Raw genomic sequence first — 18,987 nt, 5'->3', positions numbered from 1 at the left:
TGGCGCGGGTCAAAAGAGTCGGCGAGGCGGATCACTCGATCTGCCAGCGGGCGATCAAGGCTTCACGACGGCGGATCGACGCCACGGCATCGCCGCCCATCTCGTGGGCCATGTGGGACAACAGCATTTCGATCACCACGAACAGGCTGCTCATGGGATTGAAGAAGAAAGGCCCCTCGGCGGAGGCGAGCAGTGTCATCTCGGTCATCGTGGCCAGCCGGGCGGAACCGTGATTGGTCAGTGCCAGCAGCTGCGCGCCCTGTTCCAGCGCCTGCTGACAATAATCGACGCTGATCCGGGTCTCCGGCCGATAACTGACACCCACCACCAGATCCCCCTCCCCCAGCTCTCGTACCGCCTCGAGATTGAGGCCGCCCAGCGAATCGATCAGACGGACGTCGCTGCGCAGGTAGCCCAGATAATAAGAAAGATAATGCGCCCCCGCGAAGCAGGCGCGCTGACCGACCACATGCACGCGACGCGCCTCGATCAGCGCTCGCGCCGCCTGCTCCAGCTTTGCGTCATCGAGCCCTTCGGCCGTTCGCGAGAGATTGCCCATCTCCTCCTGCCACAAGGTCTGCTGCTGAACCGGGTGATCCCCCTCGCTCGGCACCTGACCGAGATCGAGCAGACGTTCGGCGCGGGTGGAATAGAACGCCCCGTTGGTGGCATCGGCACGGAACAGCGCCTGGAAGGCCTTGAACCCGGTCAGCCCCAGCGCGTGCGCCAGGCGAGTCAGACTGGAGGCATTGACGCCATGCTGCCGGGCCAGTGCCGAAATGCTCAGCGTCGCCGCCGGTTCCGGGGCTGCGAGCAACTGCTCCAGCAGCTTGAGGCCGCCCGGAGTCAACCTGGGCGCCTGAGCTTCTCCTCGGCGCGCGGCAATCGAGAGCGCCTGCAGGGCAGCTATCGATGTGGGGGGCGTGTCGAAACCATCGTGATCGGCCATGACCAGTCCCTCTTTTTCAGTTTTGTGAGGTTATACCTTTGCCCAGATATCGGCAAATATATTTTCAAAACAGGAAATAAATTTGCCAAGCTGGGTTCCGATTCAACGCGATGACGATTCCGATGCAACGCGATGACTCAGCCCGCTGCCTTGAACCCCTCTGCCTTACACGGGTCACAAGCTATAGAGTACGCGTAAACGACACGCCTGGAGACGCTTATGAAACGATGGTTAATGGCCGGTGCGCTGATGGCAGGCGCCTTTCTGGCGACGAGCGCCGTGTTCGCGGCGGACGACGCCGCCCGCCCGGACGACGGAAAGAACCCAGCCAACCCGCTGATCACTGACAAATGGAACTTTCGACCGTTGGTCGTGGTGACACCGGACGCAGGGCAGCCGGCCTATCGGCACCTGCGGCAACAGCTCGAAGAGACACGGGGAGCGTTCACCGACCGTGACATGCTGCTTTATACGGTCGAAGGAGACAGCGGCACGCGCCACGGCCAGCCGATGACGCCCTATGAAACCCGGGCGCTGCTGGAGGCACTGGGCGTCAGCCCCGATCAGGGCTTGACGACGATCCTGATCGGCAAGGATGGCGGCAAGAAGGTTCAGCTTCGAGGCGACGTCGACCTGGAGGAGATCTACGCCACCATCGACCGGATGCCGATGCGCCGGGCGGCCGAGAAATGATCGGCCACCCGGTGCATGGATGAGCGCTGGCGGCTAGCGCCAGCGCGCAAGCTGGCGCAGATAGCGCGTGCGCGCCTGATGCGGGGTGACCGGGGAGAGTCTGATCGTCGTGCCGGGGGCGCACTGCCCCAGCCGCGCGCAAGCGATAGGCGACAACGCACCGAGACGCGGATAGCCGCCAATGGTCTGGCGATCGTTTAGCAGGATGATCGGCTGTCCGTCCGGTGGCACCTGGACGGCGCCGAGCGGAATGCCTTCCGACACCATCCCGCCCGCCTGACAGCGCAGCACCGGGCCAGTCAGTCGCACGCCCATGCGATCGGCACGGCTATCCACCTGCCAGGGCTGATTGAAGGCGGCAAACAGGCTGGCGCCGTCGAAGTGGGCGATCTGTGCCCCGGTGACCAGCTCGAGCACGGCCTCGTCTGTCGGCATGGCGCATAAGGACGGCAGCTCCCGCAACGGCTCGCCCCTCTGCGGCGTCGACGATGCCGCGACCAGACGGTCTCCAACCTGGATCGCACTGCCCCGGCCATCGAGACCGCCCAGCTGTTCGCGAGCTACCGTCGACAGGCTGCCCATGAAGGGCGCCGCGTCGATCCCGCCCGGCAATGCCAGATAGGCGCGTAGCCCGGCCCTCGGCTGATCGAACGCGAGAACCTGACCCTGTTCGAGCGTGAAGCTGCCGTTGGCCGCCAGCGGCTCGCCGTCCCGCGTCGCGCCGAGATCGGCACCGGCGATGGCCAGTCGCAGCGTCCGTTCCGCCTTGAGCGCGAGCCCGCCGATGGCAATCTCGATACCGGCGGCGTCCGGCGCGTTGCCCAGAAGCCAGTTGGCCCATCCCAGCGAAATCCAGTCCAGCGCACCGCCCTGGGTCACGCCAAGATGGCGACAACCGAAGCGTCCCGCGTCCTGCACCAGGGCCAGCGGCCCCGTACGCTCGACGACGAGTGACGCCTGCGTGGGTTGCGTCGGGTTTGGCGTTCCGTTTCGTGCAGTAGTTGTCGTAACCTTCTGCGTGGTCGTCCGCGTCGCCATCAGCGCTCCTCCAGCGGCGTGGTATCGCCGCCCTGTTCGATAAAGGCTTCGCGACTGATCGGCTCGAAGCGCACTCGGTCACCGGGCCGGAAGAGGCTGATTTCGTCGCGATCGCGGTCGAACAGCTTGACGGCGGTACGGCCGAGAATGTTCCATCCGCCCGGAGAACGCATGGAGTAGATGGCAGTCTGGCGCTCGGCGATTCCCACGCTGCCTGCAGCCACTTTCTGGCGCGGCGTCTTCAACCGCGGCGTGGCCAGCGCCTCCTCGATCATGCCCATGAACGCATAACCGGGAGAGAATCCCAGCGCGAAGGCGCAGTAGTCGCGGCTGGTATGGCGTCGCACGATCTCGTCGGTATCGACACCCAGGCGCTCGGCGATCCTCGGGAGTTCAGGACCGACGCTTTCGTCGTACCAGACCGGGATGCGGTGTTCGCGCCCGGCCTCGGTCGAAGCCGGCTGCAAGCCGTGCAGGGCCTGCTGGACCCGCCTTCTGGCCTCGATGTGGGACAGCTGCTCGATGTCGTAATGCACCAGCAGCGTGGTATAGGACGGCACCAGATCGATCAGCGCCCCGCCGAGGCCTTCGCGCAAGGCGTTGTCGGCGGCCAGGATCCACGGCATGTGCGCCTCGTCGATGGCGTCGAACAGCCTGACGATCAGCGCATCCATACCCACCGTTTCCATTCGAAAAGAGGGCGAAAGAGCGGGGGAAGGCGATTGGCTCATGCGTCGGCTCATGCTTCAACCAGCTGCTGGAAGGCTTCACGGATGGCTTTGACCGCTGCGACCGATTCGGCATTGTCGCCATGAACGCACAGGGTATCCGCCGGCAGATGCAGCTTGCTGCCATCGCTTGCCGTCAGCGGCTCGCCTTTGGCCAGCGCCACGGCCTGATCGACGATGGCGCCGCGATCGTGATGCACGGCCCCCGGCAGGCGTCGCGACACCAGATGCCCCCTGGCATCGTAGGCACGGTCGGCGAAGGTCTCGAACCATAGCGTCACGCCCATTTCCGCCGCGAGTGCGCGTACCGGCTCGGGATTGGCGGTCGACATCACCAGCAGCGGCAGCTCGCGATCGTAACGGACGACGGCCTGCATCGCCGCGCGCAGCAGATCCAGATCCGCAGCCATGTCGTTGTAGAGCGCGCCGTGCGGCTTGACGTAACTGACCCGGGTGCCTTCGGCGCGGCAGAAGGCTTCCAGCGCTCCGATCTGGTAGAGCATCAGGTTCTCGACTTCCTGCGCCGAGCAGGCCATCGAACGGCGGCCGAACCCCACCAGATCGGGATAGCCCGGATGCGCGCCGATCCTCACGCCGTTGGCCACCGCCATCGCCACGGTCTTGCGCATCACGTCGGGATCGGAGGCGTGAAAGCCGCAGGCGATATTGGCGCAGTCGACGAAGGGCATCGCCTGATCGTCGAGGCCCAGCGCCCAGTTGCCGAAACTTTCACCCATGTCGCAGTTGAGCAGGGGCACGCGCATCGCTTCACCTCGTGTCGTTGTTGTCAGAGCGTATCGTCGTTGTCAGAACGTGTCGTCGTTGTCAGAACGTATCTTTGTTGCAAGAACGTATCTTTGTTGCACGAACGTATCGTCGATATAGGCACGCTGCCGGCGGGCAGCCTCATGGCACTTTAAGAAACCGCTGGCGAAAGGGTCCAATCGTTTTTCGCGATGCGCAGTATCGGCGCAATCTTTCATTCCGCCGTATGGCGCGTGCCGGTGCCCCTTGAGAGTTGACGTCGACGCCGGCGCGCCGAAGAATCAGCCTTCCTCGAATGCACCGCACGGGAAGGCACAGGGCCCGAATCTACCGAGAGAATCCGCCATGTTCGATTTCAAGGAGCTCGAAGCCTTCGTCTGGGTCGTCAGGCTGGGCTCGTTTCGCAAGGTGGCAGCGCGCCTGCATCTGACCCAGCCGTCGATTTCCGATCGCATCACTCGCCTGGAAGCCGCGGTCGGCGAATCGCTGCTCGACCGCGGCGCGCGGCCGGTACAACCGACACTGCGCGGGCGAGAGTTCTACGTCCACGCCGAACGCCTGTTGAACAACCGCGAAGAGGCACTGCAGCTGTTCCAGAATCAGGAGGATTTCTCCGGCACGCTGCGGCTAGGCGTGATCGAGACCATCGCCCACAGCTGGTTCAGTACCTTTCTGACCCAGCTGGCCGAGCGCCACCCGCAGCTCACCATCGAACTGACCGTCGATATCTCGCCGTTCCTTCATCAGCGTCTGGCGGACAACGATCTCGACATGATCTTCGCCATGGATGGCGTCGCGCCGGGGCTGTCGGTAACACAGCTGCCGCTGGCCACCTACGAGATGGGGCTGTTCGTGGCGCCACAGCACGCCGAGCGGCTGCACCATGGCGGTACACGCGCCATGTCCCGCCTCCCGTTCGTCTCGTTCAGCAAGCTGGCGCGCCCTTACAGCGAGCTCGTGACCTACCTGGCCGAGCTGGGTATCGACGACCCGAAGATCCACTGCGCCTCGACGCTGATGACCATCGCCCGCATGAGCATCGATGGCGTCGGCATCGGCTCGCTGCCCGTCTCCACCGTGGCGGATGCCTGCCAGCGCGGCGAACTGCTGCGGCTGGAGCTACCGGTGCCATTGCCGGCGATGGTCTACAACGCGATCTGGCGTACCAGCAGCTACCCGAGCTTCTGCCGAGGGGTTACCCAGCTCGCCCAGGACTGTGCCGCCCGCTACGCCCGCGACCATGCTGATGACGAGCTCCAGGGCAAGGTGAAAGCCTGGCCCGATAGTTCGGATAAGAATTAACGATTTGACGCCATCGCCGGCCAACTTGAAGAATGAAGATGTCTAATGTCTTGCACCCTTTGAATACCAACCTCTATCAATAACAACTCGAGGCCTGTCGATGCGCACACCCAACCTCTCTCTGTTGACGATTGCCATGGCCGGTTCACTGGCCATCGCGACGCCGGCTCTTGCCGCCCAGTGGAATCTCGCCTCTCCCTACGGCGATGCCAGCTTCCATACCCAGAACACCAAGCAGTTCGCCAAGGATGTCACCGAAGCGACCGACGGCGAGTTGACCATCACGGTCCATAGCGGCGGTTCGCTGATCAGCCACGCCGAGATCAAACCCTCCGTGCGTCGCGGCACCGTCCAGGCAGGCGAGATCTTCCTCTCCACGCTCTCCAACGAGTCGCCGATCTACGAAGTCGACACCCTTCCCGGCCTGGCCGGCAGCTACGCCGACGCCTACGACCTGTGGCAGGCCTCCAAGCCGATCATCACCGAGCTCTTCGCCAAGGAAGGATTGATGCCGCTGTACGCCGTGCCGTGGCCGGCACAGGGTATCTACACCGACTTCGAGCTGACCGATGCCGCCCAGTTCGAGGGCCTGCGGGTTCGCGCGCCGAACATCAATACCCAGCGTTTCGTCGAAAATCTGGGCGGCATCCCGACCCAGACCGAGGAAGCCGATATTCCCACCGCGTTCAGTACCGGTCGCGTCGACGCCATGATCACTTCCGTCTCTACCGGCAAATCGATGTCCGCGTGGGATTACGTGTCGAACTACAGCGATGCCAACCTGTGGCTGCCGAAGAACATCGTCTTCGTCAACAAGCGCGCCTTCGACCGCCTCGATGACGCCACGCAGAAGGCCGTTCTCGACGCCGCAGCCAAGGCCGAGCAGCGCGGCTGGCAGTTGAGCAAGGACGACAGCGCGCAGAGCGCCGAAGCGCTCGAGTCCCACGGCGTTACCGTGAGCGAGCCCAATACCGAGCTCAAGCAGCAGTTGCAGGCTGCTGGCCAGCAGCTATTCGAGGACTGGCAGTCGCGTGCCGGCGACCAGGCCAAGCAACTGGTCGACCGCTATCGCAAGCTTCAGGCCCAGCAGAGCCAGTAACGCCGGCTCTCCAACGCCATTCCAGATTCATTAGGCCCATCGACGATGGGCCTTACTGACTACTCGCAACCCGTGAGTTCCCGTGATGACGTTCAAACTCGATCCGCTCTACCGGCTGGGCGCCTGGGGCGCCGCGGCGTGCATGCTGGCGATCTGCGGCATGGTCACGTTTCAGGTGCTGCTGCGCTGTCTCGACGCGCTCCTGGTACTGGTCGGCGCCAGCCGCCTCGGCTACGAGATCAGCGGCGTCTCGGAAATCGCCTCCTATCTTCTGGTCGGCGCCACCTTTCTGAGTCTCGCCTACACCTTCACCCATTACGCCCATATTCGCGTCACGCTGGTCATCGCCCGATTGCCGGCGGCAGCCAGAGTCTGGTGCGAAGTGGCGTGCCTGGCGATCGCGCTGGCGCTCAGCGCGCTGCTCGGTTGGGAGGTGATCGGCCTGGTTCAGGAGAGCCTCGATTACGGCGATGTCTCCTCCGGGCTGATGGCGATCCCGCTATGGATACCCCAGACCGTCCTGGTCATCGGCCTGGCCCTGCTGTGCCTGGCACTGCTGGAAGCCCTGCTGACCACGCTGCGCCAGGCGCTGACGGCGCCCTCGAGCTACGTGGCCCCCGGCGATAACGACGACTTCGGTGGCGAGTGATTCCTTCGCCTGCTGATAACGCCTCCAACAAGAATCTGAACCGAGGTATCGACTCTTGCTCACGCTCAGTCTAGTCACCCTGCTTACGCTGGCGCTGCTGCTCGGCGGCGGCGTATGGATCGCCTTCGCCCTGCTCGGCACCGGCTGGATCGCGCTGACCGGCTTCTCGAGCTTCGAGGTCGGCCCCATTCTCGCCTCCGACTTCTGGGGCGCCAGCTACGGCTGGGACCTGACCGCCCTGCCGATGTTCGTGTGGATGGGCGAGATCCTGTTCCGCTCCGGGCTTGCCGACAACATGTTCCGCGCGCTGTCGCCCTGGCTCAATCGCCTTCCCGGACGGCTGCTGCATTCCAATATCATCGGCAGCGGCCTGTTCGCCGCCGTCTGCGGCTCCTCCGCGGCCACCTGCGCCACCGTCGGCAAGATGACGCTGCCGGAACTCGAACGCCGCGGCTACAGCGAGACACTGGCGATCGGTACGCTGGCCAGCGCGTCCACGCTGGGTCTTTTGATCCCGCCTTCGATCATGATGATCGTCTACGGCGTGGTCACCGAGCAGTCGATCTCGCGCCTGTTCATGGCAGGCGTAGGACCGGGCCTTCTGCTGCTGGCGCTGTTCATGCTCTATCTGGTGATCTGGTCGCTGACCGCCGGCAAGCATGGCGGCGCGGGTCACGCCGAAGCCTCGATGCCCTTTCTCGACAAGGTCAGGAACAGCTGGCGCCTGCTGCCGCTACTGGTGCTGATCGGCGGCATTCTCGGCAGTATCTATGGCGGGGTCGCCTCTCCTACCGAAGCCGCCGCTGTGGGTGTAGTGCTGTCGATGGTGATCGCGCGCTGCAACGGTCACTTCGACAAGTCGATCTTCCTGGAGTCGATGTTTGCCGGGCTGCGCACGTCATGCATGATCGCGTTCATCATCGCCGGCGCCTCGTTCCTGTCGTCGGCCATGAGCTTCACTCAACTGCCGACCCAACTGGCCAGCGCCATTGCCGCGATGGGGCTGTCGCCCAACGTGCTGCTGGTGATGCTGACCCTGTTCCTGCTGGTGCTGGGCTGCTTCCTCGACGGAATTTCCCTGATCCTGCTGGTGACCTCGATCATCATGCCGCTGATCAACGCCGCCGGTATCGATCCGATCTGGTTCGGTATCTATCTGGTGATCGTGGTCGAGATCTCGCAGATCACGCCCCCGGTCGGCTTCAACCTGTTCGTGATCCAGGGGCTCACCGGCAAGAACATCTTCACCATCGCCAAGGCGACGCTGCCGTTCTTCCTGCTGATGCTGTTCGCCATCGTGCTGATGCGGGCGTTTCCGGAGATCGTGCTGTACCTGCCACAAGCCATGAACCGCTGACGCCGCGAGCCGCGTGCCGCGTGCCGCGAAGGACACGGTCCCCCGTGACGAAAAATGCCGGCGATAACGTCGCCGGCATTTTTCGCTCGAAGCTCGAAGCTCGAAGCCCGTCAGCCTACTCGACGAAGTCCTCCACCGTGTGCCGGTAGCCCAGCATCAGCGAGTCGGCGACGTGGCGGAACGGGCTGACATCGACATCCGAGCGGCCTTCGGCGATCAGGTCTGCGAAACGTTGGTAAAGCCCGGCGTATTCGGCATCCGGACCTTCTTCCTGCAGTTCGCCATCGATCAGCAGTCGTCTGCCGCCCGCTTCCAGCGTCAGCCGGCCGGCGTCGGTGTCGACATGGATCTCCCAGGTCGGCGGGGTGCCCTGCTGGCGAAAATCGAACTCGGCATGGATCGGTATGTCATCGCTATCGACGAAGTCCAGCGACGCGGCGATCGGCGTCTGGCGGTTCCCCGGCACCTGCAACTGGGCGTCGACCAGATGAAACGGCGTCGGCAGGATCTCGGTCGCGATCGACAGCGCATTGATGCCGGGATCGAACACGCCCATGCCGCCGGGCTGCCAGATCCACGCCTGCCCCGGGTGCCAGACACGCACGTCTTCCTTCCACTCGATATCGACACGGCGAATCCGGCGCTCTGCCAGCCAGCGCTTCGCTCCCGCCACGCCGTGGGCATGCCGGGAGTGCCAGGACGCGAACAGCGTCACGCCGTGGCGTTCGGCATCTTCGCGTAGCGTTTCGATTTCGGCCAGCGTCGCCGCGGGCGGCTTCTCCAGCATCACATGCTTGCCGTGGGCCATGGCCAGACGCGCCTGCGCCGTGCGGACACCGGCAGGGGTGCAGAGCGCAACTGCGTCGATTTCCGGGCCCTGGTCGAGCAGGGCTTCGAGGCTTTCGAAATTCGCCACATCGGGCACGGATGCGTTAGGGCTGGCGACGGCCGTCAGCTGGAGATGGGCGTCGTTATCGATCGCCGGATGATGCTGATCGCGGGCGATCTTGCCGTAGCCCACGATCGCGAGACGAAGGGTATCCATGACAGATCCTTGTAAAAAACAACCTTGAGATATCGCAGCTCGGCGAGACTCCTTCGACATAGCAGATAGACGATGACAGCGATGAGCGCCGAGACGAGGACGATCATGACATCGCGGGGAACCGGCTCCAATCCTTCTTTAGCCATGACGGTGGCCGGACTTGGGCATCCGGCCGATCACTGGCGCCGAGTCGGGCCTTGAAGAACACCTGGCCCTACTTTTTTTGATGGCGCAATGCCGCCTCCAGCACTTTCGCCACGTGCAGCGCTTCCCGTCCGGCGCCATCGAGAATCTGGTGTCGGCAACTGGTGCCGTCCGCCACGATCCAGGCGTCCTCCCCGGCCTCGCGAACCGCCGGCAGCAGCGAAAGCTCCGCCATCTGCTGCGAGGCTTCGATATGCTCCGCCTCGTAACCGAAGCTGCCCGCCATACCGCAACACGAAGAGACGATCGCCTCGACCTCAAGGTCGGGAATCCAGTTCAGCACCGTCATGACCGGCGTAAAGGCATCGAACGCCTTCTGATGGCAGTGACCATGGACCTTGGCTCGGCTGACCGCCAGCGGCTCGAGTGCCAGGTTCAGCCTTCCCGCCTGCTTCTCCGCGACCAGGAACTCCTCGAACAGCATGGCGGCTTCTGCCAGCCGACGAGCTTCGTCGCCAAAGCCCTCGTCATCAAAACCATAGTGCAGGAACTCATCGCGCAGCGTGAGCAGACACGAGGGCTCGAGCCCGACGATCTTTACGCCCCGGGCCACGAACGGCATCAACGCATCCAGGGTGCGACGCGCTTCCTGCCGGGCTCGATCGACACGACCGGCGGCCAGGTAGGTCCTGCCGCAGCACAGCGGTCGTTCGCCCTCACGGACATTGAAATGGACCCGATAATCCGCGGCTTCCAGCACGCGCCGCGCCGCACTAGCGTTATCGGCCTCGAAATAGTTGTTGAAGGTATCGACGAACAGCACCACCTCCCCGGCCGTCACCGAGGCGGGAGTTTCGTGCCGTGCCGCGCGCAGATAGTCACCGCTGAACACCGGTAGCGAGCGCGCCTCGGCGAAGCCCAGCCAGCGCTTGGCGCGCCCGCCGAGCCATGTCACGCGCTCCAGCCGAGAGGCAACACCGCCGACATGACGCATCCAGGGCGCGTAGCGCGGCAGTTCGGATACCAGCTTGTCTCGCCATCCCAGACCACGCTCCTTGGCCCGTGCGGCACGCGCCTCGATCTTGAACTTGGCCATGTCGACGCCGGTCGGGCAGTCGCGCTTGCAGCCCTTGCAGGAGACGCAAAGATCCAGCGCTTCGGCGACTTCGTCGCTGGCCAGGCCCTGATCGCCGATCTTCCCCGACAGCACCAGTCGCAGGGTATTGGCGCGGCCCCGCGTCAGGTGGCGCTCGTCGCGGCTGATCCGATAGCTCGGGCACATGGTGCCGGCGTCGAACTTGCGGCAATGGCCGTTGTTGTTGCACATCTCCACGGCCTTGGCGAGACCGTGGGCCGGATCGCCGCCGCTGCCGGGTTCGCCCAGCTCGCCACTCAGCGGATCGCGGGTCACGTCCCAGGCCGACCAGTCCAGCTCGGTCGCCACCGGAATGATCTGGTGATCGCTGGGAAAACGGAACAGCCGGGCATCGTCCATCTTCGGCGTATCGACGATCTTGTTGGGGTTGAAGCGATTGTCCGGATCGAACAGCCGCTTGATCTCGCCGAAGGCGGCGTTGAGCTCGGCTCCGAACTGCCACGCCACCCACTCGCCGCGACAGATGCCGTCGCCGTGTTCCCCGGAATAGGCCCCCTTGTAGCGGCGGACCAGCTCCGATGCCTCCTCGGCGATGGCGCGCATCTTGGCGGCGCCGCCACGGCGCATGTCGAGAATCGGCCGCACGTGGAGCGTGCCGACGCTGGCATGTGCGTACCAGGTACCCTCGGTGCCGTGGCGATGGAAGACGTCGGTCAGTTGCTCGGTATATTCCGCCAGATGTTCCAGCGGCACGGCGCAATCCTCGATGAACGATACCGGTTTGCCGTCGCCTTTCATGCTCATCATGATGTTGAGGCCGGCCTTGCGCACGTTCCACAGCGCCGACTGTTCGGCGCCGGTTTCCAGCCCGACGACGCTGTCCGGCAAGCTCAGGTCGCCCATCAAGGTCTTGAGCGCTTCCAGCTGGCGCAGCTGCGAGTCGCGCTCTTCGCCAGCGAATTCCACCAGCAACAGCGCGTCCGGACGCCCGATCAGCGACTTCTCCACCGTCGGCCGGAAGGCCGGGTTCTCCAGTGCCAGTTCGATCATGGTGCGATCGACCAGCTCCACCGCGGCGGGACCCAGCTTGACGATATGCTGGGTCATGTCCATCGCCTGGTAGAAGGTCGGGAAGTTGACCACGCCGAGCACCTTGTGCACCGGCAGCGGCGAGAGCTTCAGCTTGAGCCGGCGGGTGAAGGCCAGCGTCCCTTCCGAGCCGATCAGCAGGTGGGCGAAGTTGGCCCGCCCCTCGGCATCGTAGGGAATCGGGTTGCGGCAGTCGAACAGGTCCAGGTTGTAACCACCGACCCGGCGCAGCACCTGAGGATAGTGCTCGCGGATCGCTGCCGCCTCGCGATGGATAATGGCCGACACCGAATCGGCCAGACCCGCCAGCGTCGAGCCGGGTCCGATCTCGTCGAGAAAGCCGAAATTCGCCTCTCGCCCGTCCGCCAGCGTCGCCTCGAGCCCCAGCACGTTGTGGACCATGTTGCCGTAGCGGATCGAGCGCGAACCGCAGGAGTTGTTGCCGGCCATGCCGCCGAGCGTACACTGCGCCGAGGTGGAAACGTCCACCGGGAACCAGAGCCCGTGGGGCTTGAGCCAGGCGTTGAGATGGTCGAGCACCACGCCGGGCTCGACCGTGACGGTGCGCGCTTCGACGTCGAGATCGCCGATGCCGGTCAGCCAGCGGCTGGTATCGATCACCAGCGCCTCGTTGACCGTCTGCCCGCACTGGCTGGTGCCGCCGCCCCGCGGCAGCACCGGCGCGCCGACGTCCCGCGCAATATCCAGTGCCAGCGCCAGATCCTCCTGATCTTTCGGCACGACGACGCCCAGCGGCATGATCTGATAGATCGAGGCGTCGGTGGCATAGCGTCCTCTGGACCCGGCATCGAACGCCACTTCGCCTTTCAGTTCACGACGCAGCCGACTCTCGAATTCACTCATGGCGGCGGTTCTGGGCTGCCGCGTCGTTCTCCGTCGCGGTGCCTCCTTTTGCCGTGGCTCCTTTTGCCCTCCAACAGGGCTTTTCGGCATCACGCTCATGGCGATCTCCTCTCAGGCGCGAACGGCACCAGCCTGTGATTGAGCCATCGATGCACCAGCCGCCAGCTTGCGAGCCGCCGGCGTGCCGGGGGCCGGATTGTCGGCGAAGAAGTCCAGCGCGGCCTGCACGCCACTGCCGAACAGCTCGACCCCGCAGAGCTTGAGCCCCGCTTCGCAGCCGCCGAGGGTGGCGATCAGGGTCAGATCGTTGCAGTCGCCGAGATGGCCGATACGGAACATGCGCCCCTTGGCCTTGCCGAGCCCGGTGCCCAGCGACAGGTCGAAGCGATCGTAAATGGTTCGACGGACCTCGTCGGCATCGATCCCTTCCGGCACCACGACTCCCGTCAATACCGGCGAATAGAGCGCCGGCTCCTGGCACTGGATTTCCAGCCCCCAGGCGTTGACCGCGCGACGCACGCCTTCGCCCCAGCGCTCGTGGCGGGCGAAGACCTGATCCAGGCCTTCTTCCAGCAGCATGTCCAGCGCTTCGTTGAGGCCGTAGAGCAGGTTGGTGTTGGGCGTGTAGGGCCAGTAACCGTTGGCGTTGCCGGTGAGAATCTCGTCCCAGGCCCAGAAGCTCCTAGGCATGGTCGAGCGGCGGCTGGCCTCGATTGCCTTGGGCGACAGCGCGTTGAAACTGATCCCGGGCGGCAGCATCAACCCTTTCTGCGAGCCGGACACGGTGACATCGACGCCCCACTCGTCGTGGCGATAGTCGGCGCTCGCCAATCCCGAGATGGTATCGACCATCAGCAGCGCCGGGTGTCCGGCGGCGTCGATGGCCCGGCGCACGGCGGCGATATCGCTGGTGACCCCGGTGGACGTTTCGTTGTGTACCACGCACACCGCCTTGATCCGGTGCTCGCCGTCATTGCGCAAGCGCTCTTCGATGAGCTGCGGTTGCACGCCGCATCGCCAGCTCTGCGACGCGGGCAAAGTCAGGAATTCCGGCTCGAGCCCGAGTCGAAGCGCCATCTGCTTCCACAGCGTGGCGAAGTGCCCGGTCTCGAACATCAATACCGAGTCGCCTGGGCTCAAGGTATTGGAAAGCGCCGCCTCCCATGCGCCCGTCCCCGAGGCCGGGTAGATGATGACCGGGTGTTCGGTCTTGAAGATCTTCTTGATTTTTCCCAGCACCTCGAGCCCCAACTCGCCAAATTCCGGGCCTCGGTGATCGATGGTGGGCAGACTCATTGCCCGCAGGATGCGATCCGGTACGGGGGACGGCCCCGGGATCTGCAGAAAATGGCGGCCGGAGGGATGTTGGTCGAGCTTGAGCATGGCGGCATCTCCAGGAGTGAAGCGACAGGCCGCTTCACATGGTTTTTTGCATTCATTACGCAATATGCCGGATAATCGCCCGCTGACAAACCTCGACATAAGTCGCAGCTCATCGCGCCAAACGTTGTTGAAGTCGCTTTCCAATAGCCGCCGCTACGGCGCAGTAGCCAGCGCCGAACGCTTGCGATAGAAAGAAGAGAAGACCGAACAGGGTTCAATGCATGCAAACATCCGATGACACCGAGCTCGATACCCAGACGCGGCCATTGCGAATCCAGCGCGCCGCCCTGCACGACAAGATCGTGGAGCGTCTCCACGACCTGATTACCGAAGGTGGCCTCGAGCCCGGCGAGCGTATCAACGAACGTGAACTGGCGGACCGGCTGGCGGTTTCGCGCACGCCCTTGAGGGAAGCATTGCGCGTGCTGGCCGCCGAAAAGCTGGTGACGATCTCCCCCAACTATGGCACTTTCGTGACCCGCATGACACGCCAGGAAATCTGCGACACCTTCGAGCTGATGAGCGCGCTGGAGCGCTTTTCCGGGGAACTGGCCTGTCTCAGGATCACTGCGGAAGAGCTGGCCGAGGTCCGCGCGGCCCACGAGGCGATGCTCGGCCACTGGCAGCGCCAGGATCTATCGGCTTACTACCATGCCAACCAGCGCATTCACGACCTGATCAACCGTGCGGCGCGCAACGATGCCCTGCGTCAGACCTATCTCTCGCTCAATCGGCGCCTTCACCCGCTGCGGCTCTCCTCCAACCGCTCGGAAGCCAAGTGGCGCAAGGCAGTGGAGGAACATCGCGAGATGATGGCCGCGCTGGGCGCTCGCGACGGAACACGGCTCGGCACGCTGATGGAGCGTCACCTGCTGGAAAAGCGAGACGCCGTGCTGGCCGACTGGAAAGACGCGGAATAGAACGACGGAATCACTCCAGCCGTCGCAGAAAGGCAGTACCGCCGAGGTTGCGCATCTGGCGCTGGATCCAGGCTGCACGCTGCTGAACGTAAGCGGAGGGCTGGGAAGCGCTCCAGCCGCGCGGGTTGGGCAGAATCGCGGCGAGCCGGCTGGCCTGGGAAACGCTGAGGTTGGCCGCGGAGGTGCCGAAATAGTGCTGCGCCGCCGCCTCCAGCCCGAACACGCCGGTATCCCATTCGGCAATGTTGAGATAGACCTCCAGAATGCGCTGCTTGGGCCACAGCGCTTCGAGCAGCAGCGTGAACCACGCCTCGAGCCCCTTGCGGATCCAGCTGCGCCCCGTCCACAGGAAGAGGTTGCGGGCCGTCTGCTGGGTCAGCGTGCTGGCGCCACGAAGATCGCCGCCGTCCGACCAGTTGGCGAGCGAACGCTTGATCTGCGCCACATCGAAACCCCAGTGGTCCGGGAAGCGCTGATCCTCCCCCGCCATCACTGCCACCTTGGCGTTGTCGGAGAGCCGGGACCACGGCTCCCACTGCTGCTCGATGGTCAGGTTCTCGCCCTGGAACCAGGAGCTCACCTTGCGCTCCGCCATCACCATGGAGCCGAACACCGGCACGAAGCGGAACACCAGCACGAAAAATACCGATAGCCCGACGAAAGCCGCGATGGCGATCAATGAATAGCGGAGGAACGTGCGCGGCCAACCTGAGGGCATGGACAAGAGCTCTTGGTCGAAAGACTAGGAGCCTAGTATAACAAGGGCCTGCCGGCATGGGTCCGGTAAGCGCAAGACTACTAAGCGCAAGACTACGGTCATAGACAAACACGCTCGCAGACAACCACGGAGGAAGCGACATGACCATCGAAGACTTCATCCGCGAATTCAGCCAGCGCGACGGCAGCGATTCGTCGCTGTCGTCGCGACGCCGGGCGTATGAGGCGCTACATGCGCGGCGGCGCGTGGCCGATCCGGCCGGCATGCAGATCTCCGACGAAGGCATCGGCGGGGTCGATGTGCGCCGCTTCCGCCCTGCCGGCTGCGTCGAAGGCAATGTCGTCTACCTGCACGGCGGCGGATGGAGCCTGGGCTCGATCGACAGCCATCACGGCATTACCGCGAGCCTGGCCGAACGCCTACGGCGGGAGGTGATCAGCGTCGATTACCGGCTGCTGCCGGAGGCCACCTACGCCGAAGCGCTGGCCGACTGCCGTGCGGTCGTCGAGGCCGTTGGCCCGGTGGCGGTGATCGGCGACAGCGCCGGCGGCAGGTTGGCGATCGATGTCGCCCACACCAGCGAATGGAAAGGGTTGCTCGGATTGATCTACCCGGTCGTGGGTACGCCCACCGTCGAGACGCTGGGGGAAGACGGGCCGCTGCTGTCGCGAGCGGACATTCTGTCGCTGTGGCAGATGGCGGCGCCTGACGCGCCCGATGTCGACGCCGCCGTACCTCCGGCCAAGGTCATCGAGGCACTGGCCGTGGAGCGCGATCCGCTGACGCGACCGCTTGAGCAGGCGATCGAATCCTGGCGCCGGAATGGCGCTTCGGTCGGCTATCGTTGCGCGCCGGACATGGTACACGCCGCCCTGCACGGACATGGCGATCTGCCGGAAATGCAAACCGCCTGGCAGGACTTCTGCCAGGCGGTCGAAAAGCGACTCAGCGCCGATTCATAGAAGGTGCCAGTCGTAGAAGATGCCAATCACAGAGGGTGCCAGAGGCGTTCAGCTACCCAGCTGCGCCTTGACCGCGTCGATGGCCGGCTCGCCATCCCTGGTGGTGACGCCATCCAGCCACTGGGCAACGGTATCGTAGTGATCGCGAATCCACTCGCTGGCAACCTCGTCGGCCGGGCGCTCCTCGTGACTGTACTCGTAGACCCAGTCGTTCTGAGCTTCGATATCGACCTGATACTGGGAAAGGAAGCGATAGAGGTTGGCATCCTTCGATTTCAGATCAGCTGGCACTACGGTCCACACCGTGCTGAGAATATCCGCCGTGCCGCTATCGTCAGAATCCTCCAGATAGTAGAGATCATAGCTGACGTTCATCCAGTGCGGTTCCCAGCCGACGAACGTGACCCACTGCTTGTCGCTGATCTTCTGGTCGGCGTACGCCAGCATGGCAGATGTCGAACTTTCCCGTAGCTGCCAGTCGCCCAGCCCGGCCGCGTCTTCGTCGATCGCGGCGAGGATCGCATCGTTGATGCCGGTACCGGCCTCGATGCCCTGGATCTCGCCGTTGAAGCGATCCTTGTAGCGATCGAGATCGGCCACGCTGTTCACGCCCGCCTCGTGAACGTACTCCGGCACCACCAGCCCGGAATTGGCGTTGCTGATGTTCTTGGCTACCTTGTCGACCTTGTCGTCGGCCACCAGCGGCTCGATCATCTCCTCCTCGATCGGATACCAGCCGCCCAGGTAGACATCCAGGTCATCGTTGGCCAGACCGTTGAGAATGACGCCGACGGCCAGCTCGTTCTGCTGGATCTGGTAACCCATCGCCTCGAGGATCTGCGAGGCGACTTCGGACTTCACCGTCACCCCCGGCCACGGCGGCACGCCAAAGCGTACGGTATCGAGATCGGCCTGCGCCGATCCGGCTGCCAGCAGCGTCAGCGGCAGTGCGGCAGCCATGACCCGGCGTTTCACGTTCGAATGACCCATGAAGCGTCTCCTTGAAGTTGTTATCGAATGGAACTCCTCTACTACTCTGCCGATTCAGGAGACAATGAATTGACCGGAAGCGACGCAAAATACGCACCAATCGTCATCGGTAGCCGGTAAGCGCTGTCATCGCATCCGCCGCGCTCGAAGCGCAAAGACAAAAAAGCCCGCCTGCGCATCGGCCAGGCGGGCCAGGATTCGATCGATATCGCGATTGACGCCCCGTCACCGCTTGGCGTACAGCCGCTCGGCGTGATAACGCAGGTGGTCGTCGATGAAGCTGGCGATGAAGAAATAGCTGTGGTCATAGCCGGGATGCCGGCGCAGCGTCAGCGGATGGTCGTGCTCTTCACAGACCGCCTCCAGCCGCTCGGGCTTGAGCTGCTCCTCGAGGAAGTTGTCCGCCTCGCCCTGATCGATGAACAGCGGCTGACGCGACGACCCCTTGGCAACGAGCTCGCAGGTATCGTACTGCGTGCGCAGGCCGACATCGTCGCCCAGATAGTTCTCGAACGCCTTCTGGCCCCACGGCACCTGGCTCGGATTGACGATCGGCGCGAATGCCGAGACCGCGGCATAGCGGCCCGGCTGGCGCAGCGCCAGCACCAGCGCACCGTGTCCGCCCATCGAATGCCCGCTGATCGATTCGCGGCCATTGACCGGGAAGTGCAGCCGCACCACCGAGGGCAGCTCTTCGGTGACGTAATCGTACATCCGGTAGTGCTTCGACCACGGTTCCCGCTTCGCGTTGAGATAGAAGCCGGCGCCGGAGCCGAAATCGTAGCTGTCGTGTTCGCCGGGCAGATCCAGGCCGCGCGGGCTGGTATCCGGACACACGATCGCGATGCCGAGCTCGGCAGCCATCCTCTGCGCGCCGGCCTTCTGCATGAAGTTCTCGTCGTTGCAGGTCAGACCGGAGAGCCACCACATCAGCGGCACCCGGCCCTCTTCGGCCTGCGGCGGCAGATAGATCGCGAAAATCATGTCGCAATCCAGCGCCCGCGAGTAATGCTTGTAGCGCTTGACCCAGCCACCGAAGCTCTTGGTTGCCGAGACCAGTTCCAACTGTTCGCTCATCGACATGACGCTCTCCTTGGCTTTCTATCCATGCGCCCCGAAACCGGCGCCTACTCTCCATGCGCCCCAAAACCGGGCTTTTGCGCTTTTGATCTGCGCTCGTAGCTCGTAGCTCGTGG

Annotated in this window: 17 protein-coding genes; 7 read left to right on the top strand and 10 right to left on the bottom strand. The window is 64.1% G+C overall.

Going from position 1 to position 18,987, the window contains the following annotated elements; all coding sequences use genetic code 11:
- Window positions 1-31: 31 nt before the first annotated feature.
- Window positions 32-949 carry a MurR/RpiR family transcriptional regulator gene (locus tag BC443_RS14820; protein WP_071232605.1) on the bottom strand — a complete coding sequence of 306 codons (918 nt, stop codon included), beginning with the start codon at window positions 947-949 and terminating at the stop codon, window positions 32-34.
- Between the two features lie 219 nt (window positions 950-1,168).
- On the opposite strand from BC443_RS14820, the gene BC443_RS14815 reads away from it, so the two are divergent.
- A complete protein-coding gene (locus BC443_RS14815; protein WP_071232604.1) occupies window positions 1,169-1,642 on the top strand; it encodes a DUF4174 domain-containing protein in 474 nt (157 codons plus the stop codon).
- A gap of 33 nt (window positions 1,643-1,675) precedes the next feature.
- Here the strand turns inward: BC443_RS14815 and BC443_RS14810 are convergent, their stop codons facing one another.
- The 3 genes from BC443_RS14810 to BC443_RS14800 are packed head-to-tail and all read right to left on the bottom strand — an operon-like array spanning window position 1,676 to window position 4,172.
- Window positions 1,676-2,680: a biotin-dependent carboxyltransferase family protein gene (locus BC443_RS14810; protein WP_083387435.1), complete on the bottom strand. Its 1,005-nt coding sequence runs from the start codon at window positions 2,678-2,680 to the stop codon at window positions 1,676-1,678.
- Window positions 2,680-3,411, bottom strand: coding sequence for an allophanate hydrolase subunit 1 (locus BC443_RS14805; RefSeq protein ID WP_071232603.1), 732 nt, complete (start codon window positions 3,409-3,411; stop codon window positions 2,680-2,682). The genes BC443_RS14810 and BC443_RS14805 overlap by 1 nt, the downstream gene beginning before the upstream one ends.
- A gap of 8 nt (window positions 3,412-3,419) precedes the next feature.
- On the bottom strand, window positions 3,420-4,172 hold the full coding sequence (locus tag BC443_RS14800) for a 5-oxoprolinase subunit PxpA (protein ID WP_071232602.1): 753 nt from the start codon (window positions 4,170-4,172) through the stop codon (window positions 3,420-3,422).
- A 346-nt stretch (window positions 4,173-4,518) separates the two neighbouring features.
- On the opposite strand from BC443_RS14800, the gene BC443_RS14795 reads away from it, so the two are divergent.
- From BC443_RS14795 to BC443_RS14780, 4 genes are all read left to right on the top strand, one after another.
- A complete protein-coding gene (locus BC443_RS14795; protein ID WP_071232601.1) occupies window positions 4,519-5,475 on the top strand; it encodes a LysR family transcriptional regulator in 957 nt (318 codons plus the stop codon).
- A gap of 100 nt (window positions 5,476-5,575) precedes the next feature.
- On the top strand, window positions 5,576-6,574 hold the full coding sequence (locus BC443_RS14790; RefSeq protein ID WP_071232600.1) for a TRAP transporter substrate-binding protein: 999 nt from the start codon (window positions 5,576-5,578) through the stop codon (window positions 6,572-6,574).
- An 85-nt stretch (window positions 6,575-6,659) separates the two neighbouring features.
- Window positions 6,660-7,223: a TRAP transporter small permease gene (locus tag BC443_RS14785; RefSeq protein ID WP_071232599.1), complete on the top strand. Its 564-nt coding sequence runs from the start codon at window positions 6,660-6,662 to the stop codon at window positions 7,221-7,223.
- A 55-nt stretch (window positions 7,224-7,278) separates the two neighbouring features.
- A complete protein-coding gene (locus BC443_RS14780) occupies window positions 7,279-8,580 on the top strand; it encodes a TRAP transporter large permease subunit (protein WP_071232598.1) in 1,302 nt (433 codons plus the stop codon).
- A gap of 115 nt (window positions 8,581-8,695) precedes the next feature.
- Here BC443_RS14780 and BC443_RS14775 read toward each other — a convergent pair whose 3' ends face one another.
- The 3 genes from BC443_RS14775 to BC443_RS14765 form a co-directional block, all read right to left on the bottom strand.
- Window positions 8,696-9,625 carry a Gfo/Idh/MocA family oxidoreductase gene (locus tag BC443_RS14775; protein WP_071232597.1) on the bottom strand — a complete coding sequence of 310 codons (930 nt, stop codon included), beginning with the start codon at window positions 9,623-9,625 and terminating at the stop codon, window positions 8,696-8,698.
- A gap of 214 nt (window positions 9,626-9,839) precedes the next feature.
- A complete protein-coding gene (locus BC443_RS14770; RefSeq protein ID WP_071232596.1) occupies window positions 9,840-12,818 on the bottom strand; it encodes an FAD-binding and (Fe-S)-binding domain-containing protein in 2,979 nt (992 codons plus the stop codon).
- Window positions 12,819-12,929: 111 nt separating this feature from the next.
- The gene (locus BC443_RS14765) at window positions 12,930-14,201 is read right to left on the bottom strand and encodes an aminotransferase class V-fold PLP-dependent enzyme (protein WP_071232595.1); all 1,272 of its coding nucleotides are present in this window, start codon (window positions 14,199-14,201) and stop codon (window positions 12,930-12,932) included.
- 221 nt (window positions 14,202-14,422) lie between these two features.
- Here BC443_RS14765 and BC443_RS14760 point away from each other — a divergent pair, with 221 nt between their 5' ends.
- Entirely contained in the window at window positions 14,423-15,121 is a 699-nt protein-coding gene (locus tag BC443_RS14760) for a GntR family transcriptional regulator (protein ID WP_071232594.1), read from the top strand.
- 10 nt (window positions 15,122-15,131) lie between these two features.
- Here BC443_RS14760 and mtgA read toward each other — a convergent pair whose 3' ends face one another.
- Entirely contained in the window at window positions 15,132-15,839 is a 708-nt protein-coding gene (gene mtgA / locus BC443_RS14755; RefSeq protein WP_071232593.1) for a monofunctional biosynthetic peptidoglycan transglycosylase, read from the bottom strand.
- Window positions 15,840-15,979: 140 nt separating this feature from the next.
- On the opposite strand from mtgA, the gene BC443_RS14750 reads away from it, so the two are divergent.
- A complete protein-coding gene (locus BC443_RS14750; RefSeq protein ID WP_071232592.1) occupies window positions 15,980-16,801 on the top strand; it encodes an alpha/beta hydrolase fold domain-containing protein in 822 nt (273 codons plus the stop codon).
- Between the two features lie 48 nt (window positions 16,802-16,849).
- On the opposite strand, the gene BC443_RS14745 is transcribed toward BC443_RS14750, so the two are convergent.
- On the bottom strand, window positions 16,850-17,791 hold the full coding sequence (locus BC443_RS14745; RefSeq protein ID WP_071232591.1) for an ABC transporter substrate-binding protein: 942 nt from the start codon (window positions 17,789-17,791) through the stop codon (window positions 16,850-16,852).
- Window positions 17,792-18,016: 225 nt separating this feature from the next.
- On the bottom strand, window positions 18,017-18,874 hold the full coding sequence (fghA, locus tag BC443_RS14740) for an S-formylglutathione hydrolase (protein ID WP_071232590.1): 858 nt from the start codon (window positions 18,872-18,874) through the stop codon (window positions 18,017-18,019).
- Between the last annotated feature and the right edge of the window lie 113 nt (window positions 18,875-18,987).

Source organism: Salinicola sp. MIT1003, from assembly GCF_001858555.1.
Classification (GTDB): Bacteria; Pseudomonadota; Gammaproteobacteria; order Pseudomonadales; family Halomonadaceae; genus Salinicola; species Salinicola salarius.
This window is presented reverse-complemented; position numbering and strand designations above follow the sequence as displayed.